Source organism: Paraburkholderia sp. OAS925, assembly GCF_040543975.1.
GTDB lineage: Bacteria > Pseudomonadota > Gammaproteobacteria > Burkholderiales > Burkholderiaceae > Paraburkholderia > Paraburkholderia graminis.
Map to the genome: position 1 here is coordinate 2,764,455 of NZ_JBEUNO010000001.1, position 8,920 is coordinate 2,773,374.

Here is an 8,920-nt window from a genome sequence, read left to right on the forward strand (position 1 = left end):
TGATTAAACATGCTGTTCATAAACCTGCACTGCCGCAGCCAGGTCTTCGAGTGCGGTCCCCACCGCTTTGAATACCGTGCGCTCGCTGCCGTCGAATCGCCCACCGACGTCGCCCCGGCACAGGGCCGCGAGCGTACCGTTCAGGTCCGCCGGCGAAATCACGTTGCGCGACAACGGCCCAATCAGGTCGCCGGACTTCTGCGGCGCCTCGTCCGTATCCACAAACACGCGTGCGTGGCGGAAACAATCGTCGTCAGCCTCGCGCATCTGCGGCGTGAAGCTTCCGATAAGATCGAGATGCGTTCCCGCTTTCAACCACGAGCCGCGTACGATCGACTCGGTGGCGAGCGTCGCGCAGCTCACGACATCCGCGCGCGCCACGCTGTCCGGCAGACTGGCGACAACGGCCGCATTGAAACCTTCGCCTCGCAGTTGCTGCACGAGTCGCGCGGCCGATTCCGGATAGATGTCCCAGACCTCGACATGCGTGATTGGGAGCTGGCTTCGATACGCTGACGGCACCAGGCTTGCCACGCGTCCGGCGCCCAACAGCACCATGTGCGAGGAGTCGTCGCGCGCCAGAAAGGTTGCAGCGAGTGCCGAGGCGGCGGCGGTCCGGCGTGAGGTGATTTCATTGCCGTCCATCTGCGCGAGTGGCTCACCCGTGCTGGCGTCGTACAGCACGTAAGTCGAGTGCAAGCCGGGCATTCCGCGGCCCTGGTTACCGGGGAAAATGTTCACGGTCTTGATGCCGAGATATCCGTCCGCCTCCCACGCCGGCATGATCAATACGGTGCCGCTATTGCCGTCGCCGCTATTGATCGTGTGCGAGTGCCGGAGTGGAACCTCACACCCCTTGATGAACGCCTTCTTCAGCGACGGAATCAGCGTGGCGAAGTCCAGCGCTTCGCGTGTCGCTGGCGTGTCGAAAAATTTCATGCTCGATTTGGCTCCTCGTGGGTCATTCACGCTTCAATGGAAATATCAGTGGCCGGGATCGCCTGGCAGGCGAGGCACATATCGGCTTCATCCGGCCCATGCCCCGTCATATGCGACACCTTGCCCGCCAGGACCTTGACGGCACAGCTCTCGCATTGCCCGACCCGGCAGCCGCTCGGCATGCTGATGCCGAGGCTCTCGCCGAAGCTGAGCAGGCTTCCCCGTTCGGGTGCCCATTCCGCCTTGATCCGCGACCGCCGGAATTCGACGGCGAAGCGCTGTGATGGATCGAGGGCCGGCTTTGACGGAGACCGAAAGGCCTCGCTGAAGATATCGAACGGCGGTACGCCGCGCTCGACGAGGCCTGCCGTGATGGCGTTCATCATCGGCTCCGGGCCGCATAAATAGAATCGCGCGCGGTGCTGTATCAATGCGTCGTCCACGACGTCCGCAGTGAGGTAGCCCTGCATCTCGAAGTCGCGTCCGAGTACTTCGTCGCGCGGCTGGTTATAGCAATTCACGACCTTGAGCGTTGGCAACGCACGCTGCAATTGCGCAATTCGTTTCCGGAACGCATGAGTCGAGCTATTGAGATTCGCGTAAAACAGCTGCGATTCAGGCGCTTGTGTGCCCAGTTCCCCGATCGTTTCCAGCCACGAAATGAAGGGCGTTATTCCAATCCCACCCGCGAATATGACGACCGGTCGCTTCGAAGCCGGCGGTACGACGAAGGTGCCGCTGGGGGCTTGAAGCAAGACCCTGTGTCCAACTGCCAACTCGCGATGAATATGCGAGGACATGACGCCCTCGAACTGCTCACCATCGGCACTTCGGCCTCGCTGATGGCGCACGGAGATCGAGTATGTCCGGCGATCGCTTTCAATCGCATGGCCAGTGAGCGAATAGGCACGCGTCGTTCCTCCTTCGCACAACTCCGGAATATGGACCGTCACATGCTGTCCGGGCAGATAGTCGGGGAGCGGTCCACCGTCGGCTGCGCTGAACGTAACCGTGCGAACGCCTTCGGCTTCTCCATGTACGGCCGACACGACAAAGTCCCGGAATCCTTGCCATGCCCGTCGCGCTGGATCGACCGACGCGTCGAGCGTGACGTCGCATGGCACGGCACGAAGCGGCGACGAACCGCTCAGCGGATCGACAATGGCGCCGGACACGATGCTGTTGTAGTTACTGTTTGCGCTTCCCAGTGCCGCCGACGATTCCATGCCGATTTCGTCGCACGCCTGCCACCAGCCATACTCCGCGACTACGACATCCGGCGCGAGTTCGGGGACAACTCGCGCACGAAATCGCGCGGTGCCGTTGGTACTGGCGACGCGTATCCAGTCGCCGTCGACAATGCCCTTCACGGCCGCCAGATCGGCGCTCAGTTCCGCGACGGGATAAGGGGCACGGCGACGAAGGCTTGGCAGGCTACGATGCTGGCTGTGGCAGTAGTAGCCGTTCTTGAAGGAAGTGAGCGTATAGGGAAAGCGTCGACGCTCAGCTGCGCGTGCTACTTCTCCGCGGCTCGGCGGTACATAGTGAGGTACGGCCGGATAACCGTACCGATGCAGCTTCTCCGAATAGAACTCGACGCGCCGCGTTTCGGTCGCAAAGCCTCGCGGGCCATTCGGCGTGGCGCAAGCGTATTGCTTTTCCTGCTGCCTGAGCGGCCGGTAAATGCCTTCGGGATGTGAACGCAGCGTCGCGACGTCCAGGCCCAACGGTTCGAGAACATGGTTCCATCCTTTTTCGACGTCGCCACCGAAGAATTGATCCCCCATCCCGAGCCTGACCGCCAGATCCAGCACGATGTTGTAGTCCGCCCGGCTCTCCCCGCGAGGCGTCACCATCCGCTGCCGCAACTGGACCAATTCGACGGCCCGCTCATTGATCTCGAAGCCGAGACGCAGTCCTTCCCGTTCCCAAGGCGTATTGACCGGAAGGAGAATATCCGCATAGCGGGCGGATGGCGTTTCGAACAGGTCGCAATGGACATGAAAATCCAGTGCGCACAGCGCGTCCCGCGCCAATGCGCTGTCGGCTTGCGACATCACCATGTTGGTGCCGAACGCGACAAGCGCGCGCACCCGATAAGGCCTGGACTCGAGAATCGCACGATAAACGTCGCGCGCGGTCACCCATCCCTGGGACGGCGGACCGAGCGGTCGCTCGTCAAGTCCGAGCGCCTTTGTTCGCTGCTGAGGACTCAGCATGGCGTAATTACTGAGAGGATTTGCTGGCTGCTTCAGCAACTCGCGGTTTGAACCCTGCGTATCGAATGCACCTGTCAGTGCATACAGCGTAGCGATCGCCCGCTCCGTTTGCGTCGCGTTCGTATGTTGTCCCACGCCAGACCACGCGTGATAGGCAATGCGCTGGCGTGGGCTGAGCATCGCCGCCACGATTTCGATCGCCGAGGCGTCGACACCGGTGATTCTGCTCACGTGTTCGGGCGTGTAACCAGACAGCGCATCGCGGTACACCTCGAAAGCGGGCGTACACGTGACTTCTATCACCCGGCCCGTCAGGTCGAATACGCGAATCTGATACGAGGCTGAAATCGAAAGATCGGACGGCGACGTGCTCGCCTCCTCTCCGACGAGTTCGAGTCGATTGAGCGCGCCATTCCAGACCGCATATCGATTGTTCGACGACTCCGGATCGATGTCGCGCTCACGCAGAAAATATCCGCTATCACGACGAACCAGGAACGCGCCATTCGTCCACTCGCGGACAAATGTATCGTCGATATTTCCCGTCGCGATCATTTGCCGGGCAATTCCCATAGCAAGCGCGCCGTCCGTGCCTGGCTGCACGCGCAGCCATACATCCGCATCGCGCGCAAGCGCCGTGGGTCTCGGGTCCACGACAATCAGCTTTGCGCCGTTGCGCCGACCCGCTGCGATACTGTCCGCCTGGGCCAGCCACGTGTTGGCTGGATTCGTACCCCAAAGCACGATGACGTCGGAATTCCGGTAATCGGCCGTTGGCATGCCGCAACCGAACGTAAACACGTGCGCGAAATCCTTATGCCAGTTGCAGATCTCGGTTGCGTAGCAGATATTCGGACTCCCGAAAGACCACACGAATCGCTCCACCCAGTCGATGCTGTCGCTCATCGGCGTACCGCTCGGGGTGGTGACGCCGAACACCACCGATTCAGCGCCGTTTTCCCGCTTGACGTGCGCGAGCGTGGTCGCGATCTCGTCAAGGGCCTCGTCCCAGCTGATCCGTTTCCAGCGCGGATCGGCCGCCCCTTTTGGGGCAGTGCGGCGCATGGGATACAACACCCGGTCGGGGCTGTGTACGAGTTCCGGCGCGGCCTTGCCTTTCATGCACATCGCGTTGCCGGTCGGGTGCGTGTTGTCGGGACGAACCTTCAGCAACACGTCGCCGCGGACCGTATTGATCGTGCCGCATCTTGACCGGCATAACGTGCAGTACCCCTTCTTCTCCTGCGTCTCCATCATCGTTCCACTGTTTCCTTTCATGACGGGATGCTATGCAGCCGAAATTGCCCTGCCTAATTCATATTTCTTGCCTCGCGATATATAATTTTTCAATACCTCAGTTCGGTCGTGGGTTCGCGCCGTCGGTTTGCACGGCGCCACAACCTAGGGGAGTACGTCAACGTGGCCACACACATTACGCTTCGCCAGATCGAATACTTCATCTCGGTGGCTGATACCGGGCAGATCTCCAGATCTGCCAATCTCTGCGCCGTTTCGCAGTCGTCGATGACGATCGCGCTGAAGAATCTCGAAGACACCGTGGGGGTGCCGCTGCTGCAGCGCCACGCAAGGGGCGTCCGCCTGACCCGAGCAGGCGAGCGATTTCTTCGGCATGTGCAGAACGCGAATGTGTCCGTCGGGCGCGCCGTGGTCGCGGCCCAGGAGGAACCTGAACAGATTTCGGGGCACGTTCGGGTGGGCGTCACGGAAACCGTCTCGGCTTACCTGATGCCGTCAATGCTTGCTACCGTCTCGCAGCGCTTCGAGCACCTGACTGTCGAGGTCATCGAAGACGCGCGCGAGGATATCGAGCAACGTCTCGTCGACAATCAGCTTGATATCGGTCTGATGCTTGTGTCCAATACGGCCAACGTGGACGAGCTGAAATACGAAACGATTCTGCGCTCCATGCGCCGGCTTTGGACCCATCCGGATCACCCGTTGCAAGATGCACAACAGGTCACGCTGCAGGACATTGCGCAGGAGGACTACCTTTTACTCGACATGGACGAGCATGTCCGAACTGTTCGCAAGTATTGGGGAAAATATGGCCTCGCACCGCACGTGCGTATCCAGAGCAAGTCGATAGAAGCCGTGCGAAGCATGGTCGCACTCGGGTTGGGCGTCACGATTCTTTCGGACCTCGTCTATCGTCCGTGGTCGCTCGAAGGGAGCCGGATTATGAGGCGTGACCTGAGCATTCCGATCCCGACCATGGACGTCGGCGCCGTCTGGCACCGAAAGAGCATCCTGCCGACGCCCGCGAAAGTGCTGCTAGATCTCTTCCGGTCCTGGAAGAAGACAATCCAATAGTTGATCGTTCCTGACGGACATAGCGGACGTTCGGTATGCGAGCGACCGGGAATTGATGCGAAGCCGACACACGAACGTCACACCTACGAGCCAGGTGAAGGCGAACGGCAGATTCTTGGGCCGACAGGCAAAAGGCGCTACTTGCCGAGCCGGCAAAACTAAACGCTTTCGCCAGAACGTCAATATCAGGCATCCTGCCCCGCAGCCCTGACATATCTCCCCGGCGTCTCGCCAAAAGCCTTGCGGAACATCGCGATGAAACTGCTTGGGCTGGCATAGCCCAAGACGTCTGCGACCGCCGAGACGCACTCGCCCTACGCGAGCAGATACACGGCACGCAGCAGCAACGCCTGCTGTCGCCACTCGGCCAACGATATGCCGAGCGATACGGAAAACAGGCGCCGAGCGGTTCTAGCCGACAGGCCGGCCATTGACGACAGTGCTTCCAGAGAGTGTTCCCGGCTCAAATCCTTCAGCACGATGCTGACCATCTTCAGCAGGCGCTTGTCGTCCGGTATGGGAAGGTGCAGTGGTTCATGCTCTGCCGCGCGCATTTCGTCTATCAGCACTGAGACGACCCGCGCCTCTTCAGGCGTCCGCTCGACGGGATGGTTCCACGGTGCGACGCGCTGTATCAGCGCTCCGAGCAAAGGTCCGACCGCCAGGACCTGCGGTAGCAGTCTTCCTGCTGGGACGACATGGCCCGCGAAGTCGGGACTGACGCTCGTAGGCGATGCCGCCCACGTAATGCCGCCAATGGGCGCAGGCGTCAATCTGGCCATGCTTGACGCTGCCGAACTCGCTGAAGCAATCGTCGCGGCGGCAAACTGGCGAGACGCGGTTTGCGCACAGGAGCAAGTCATGCTTGATCGGGCGGCGCCTATCGTTGAAGAATGTTTGCGCGGTTTCGGCGAATGGTTCGACGCGTAGTGGCGCTCGCACACACTGCTTTACGGGAGCACAAGCGGCATCAGGCGGCAGAGTTCGTGCGCACCGGGCACGCTTCTTCGCAGAGCAGTCTCCTCGAGACGGCTCTCCCGCCGAAATGTCTATCGGACCGGGAGGGATGGCGCGCGCTGGCGCTGGGTCCATCCAAGCCTCGCCTCTGCGAGACTCAATGACATACCGAGAGTCAGTTCCTCGGCATCACGCGTTCCGCAGGCAGGGAGCCGCGGATCGTAGCGACCTATGACCAACGTCTCGCGACGCCCATTCAGGCGATAGTCGAACGGGAAACTAACTACCTCAGACGACGTAACGGCCACATACAGGCCACGTTGGTCGGCCACTTTGGTGGCCACCTTGTAGATACTGCCGGTCGGGTTGAGCGCCCGCAATCCGGGGTCCGTAAGCGTCGGGGAAATCCAGGCGCTTATGGACCTCTGCAGACCTCTGCAGAGGATCCTAAATCACTCCCACTCGATTGTCAATCATTGGGCTGGAGCCTTGCGTAGACGGCACTTCCGCAGTTTGACACGACAGCGATACCGACAACGATGCCGACAAATCCCACCAGCACTTCTCGGCTTCCGGTCGATTGCAATGGAGGACAGCGCCCCTTTCCGTCACAACTCCCGCGGAGAAAGAGTACCGAAAGACATTGCACAAAGGTAATACCGTCACAAATACCGCCAGGCTCCTTCCGACGCAGCCGCTTAAAGCCAACAGATGCCGCGATGTTCAAGATCACGTGCTCCCTTCGCACACCTCCAAAGCGCGAAGCTCGTGCGATATGTCCAAAGGCGACCGAAACGCTGACGAAGGACCGGGAGAGCCTGTTGGCCTTTTACGACTTTCCGGCCGAACACTGGCAGCATTTGCGCATGGCGAATGCGGTTGAGTCGACGTTCGCAATCGTGCGACACCGGACGACTCGTACGCGCACCTGCCTGTCCCGACCTACGTTCCTCGGCTTGGCATTCAAGCTAGTCATGGAAGCTGAGAAAACCTAGCGCCGCATCAACGACCCCGAACGGATCAAGCTGTTACTAGAGCGCATCGCCTTTAGGGACGGCGAACCGGTGGAAGGCGACCAGCCGGTTCTGCAGAAACTCGCCGCTTGAGTCGGACGCTATTAAGCCGCCCATACACCACTCTTGACGTTAGCTTCGATCGAGTTCGGCAGCTAGCTTGCAGGTAGATCAAGACGCCGTTCGAGTTCCCGCTGCCAGCCTTTAGGAGCATTCTTGGTTGAGTAACCAAGCTATCGGATGGCCGCCGCTACTAGCTGCCCCAGTTTGATGTACGGCTTGACCGCGCGGATGAGGTCTTCGTATGAATACATGAGCTACCCCCAAGAAGTCCAAGATCCAGTCCGCATCCCTACCACGAACATTCGCGATTACCCCGGCCGGTGACGGCCCGGCGTCCCACGGCGATTCGCGCATTTGCGCGGCATCGCCACCGCCGCGCACCGGGGCACAACCGACGCGGCCACCGATTAAATTCAGAGCGCGATGCATACTTCGAAGCAAATGCACTCCAACGAGGACGCGTGCAGGGAAGTAGCAAGGATGCTTTTCTGTTTGTGGCAGCAACTCATCGCAATTTGAGTTTTGCATCGCCTTCTCCAACCAAGACTTTGGTCACGCAGCGCATCCAATCCGTCCAGACTGCGGGATCAGCTGTTTCGCCATCGGCTAGATAACTCATGCTGCCCAACAACGAACCTAACTCGTCCGACTTCGTTCGCTGGTACAGCTCCGCTAGGAACTCATACATCGCTAGATACGCGAGTTCAGGTGTCAAATTTTCAGCGTTCATTGCTATTTCCCTTTCGACAATCCGGTAGCTGGGCTGAAGCTCCGGGGCGTCGTATTCAATCCGCCATTTTGATAACCCCGTTTCGGACACTTCCCCAAAGCTGAGTTCCGTTTGGCTGCGTATGAGCAAACCATTGATTACCAAACTGGTCGGTACCGAAGCTATTGCCGGCATTGTTGACCAGATTAACCAACGCTTGCCGATTTTCAGGAGCATCGGTCTGATCCCGGCGTCGTCACGGAAGATGTGAGACAGCTAGGATGCATTGTTAGGCAGGCTATTGTTTGTGACAACAAATCACCTGCGCCGACGTTGGTTAGGATGCTCTTCGTCCAGTTCACCAGCCTGTCATCTGCGGGGCCGTTACAACAAAGACATCGTGAACTTGGCTCTCTGAGCGAATGAACTCGGCCGCGGCTAGATTGTTTTGTTCCGCGACACCATCATCAACGGGCGGATCGACGCCATCCCAAATGCAATCAAGCCTCGCTTCGAAACCGGGGAAATGCCAAATTCCTCCCTCGATCCTAGCGATAATCAAACCGTGTTGCCCCGCCCGCTCACAAACCGCAATTGCCGCATCGGCGGACAACTTCATCACAATGCTCCCACCTATTGAGAAGAAGTCGTCCGAAGAATCGTAGCGTCGTTGAAGATCAATTTTCATC

The 8,920-nt window shown here is 59.6% G+C and carries 7 protein-coding genes and 3 pseudogenes; 3 read left to right on the forward strand and 7 right to left on the reverse strand.

Annotated elements, in window-relative coordinates; translation table 11 throughout:
• Positions 1-3 precede the first annotated feature (3 nt).
• On the reverse strand, positions 4-939 hold the full coding sequence (gene lhpI / locus ABIE53_RS12055; RefSeq protein WP_107706697.1) for a bifunctional Delta(1)-pyrroline-2-carboxylate/Delta(1)-piperideine-2-carboxylate reductase: 936 nt from the start codon (positions 937-939) through the stop codon (positions 4-6).
• Between the two features lie 26 nt (positions 940-965).
• A complete protein-coding gene (locus ABIE53_RS12060; protein ID WP_107706821.1) occupies positions 966-4,412 on the reverse strand; it encodes a molybdopterin-dependent oxidoreductase in 3,447 nt (1,148 codons plus the stop codon).
• 165 nt (positions 4,413-4,577) lie between these two features.
• Here ABIE53_RS12060 and ABIE53_RS12065 point away from each other — a divergent pair, with 165 nt between their 5' ends.
• Positions 4,578-5,489, forward strand: coding sequence for a LysR family transcriptional regulator (locus ABIE53_RS12065; protein WP_029971596.1), 912 nt, complete (start codon positions 4,578-4,580; stop codon positions 5,487-5,489).
• Positions 5,490-5,674: 185 nt separating this feature from the next.
• Here the strand turns inward: ABIE53_RS12065 and ABIE53_RS12070 are convergent.
• Both ABIE53_RS12070 and ABIE53_RS12075 read right to left on the reverse strand, forming a co-directional pair.
• Positions 5,675-5,785: pseudogene (locus ABIE53_RS12070) on the reverse strand (helix-turn-helix domain-containing protein); the annotation flags it as partial.
• Between the two features lie 18 nt (positions 5,786-5,803).
• Positions 5,804-6,139: a helix-turn-helix domain-containing protein gene (locus ABIE53_RS12075; RefSeq protein WP_053858234.1), complete on the reverse strand. Its 336-nt coding sequence runs from the start codon at positions 6,137-6,139 to the stop codon at positions 5,804-5,806.
• A gap of 67 nt (positions 6,140-6,206) precedes the next feature.
• Here ABIE53_RS12075 and ABIE53_RS12080 point away from each other — a divergent pair, with 67 nt between their 5' ends.
• Complete coding sequence (locus tag ABIE53_RS12080; protein ID WP_310399736.1) at positions 6,207-6,419, forward strand: FAD-dependent monooxygenase; 213 nt, start codon at positions 6,207-6,209, stop codon at positions 6,417-6,419.
• Between the two features lie 164 nt (positions 6,420-6,583).
• Here ABIE53_RS12080 and ABIE53_RS12085 read toward each other — a convergent pair.
• A pseudogene (locus ABIE53_RS12085) lies at positions 6,584-6,853 on the reverse strand (Arm DNA-binding domain-containing protein); the annotation flags it as partial.
• Between the two features lie 372 nt (positions 6,854-7,225).
• Here ABIE53_RS12085 and ABIE53_RS12090 point away from each other — a divergent pair.
• Positions 7,226-7,552 (forward strand): annotated as a pseudogene (locus tag ABIE53_RS12090) (transposase); the annotation flags it as partial.
• Positions 7,553-8,027: 475 nt separating this feature from the next.
• Here the strand turns inward: ABIE53_RS12090 and ABIE53_RS12095 are convergent.
• A complete protein-coding gene (locus ABIE53_RS12095) occupies positions 8,028-8,468 on the reverse strand; it encodes a hypothetical protein (protein WP_207909686.1) in 441 nt (146 codons plus the stop codon).
• Positions 8,469-8,589: 121 nt separating this feature from the next.
• On the reverse strand, positions 8,590-8,919 hold the full coding sequence (locus ABIE53_RS12100; RefSeq protein ID WP_107707655.1) for a colicin immunity protein: 330 nt from the start codon (positions 8,917-8,919) through the stop codon (positions 8,590-8,592).
• Position 8,920: the final 1 nt, after the last annotated feature.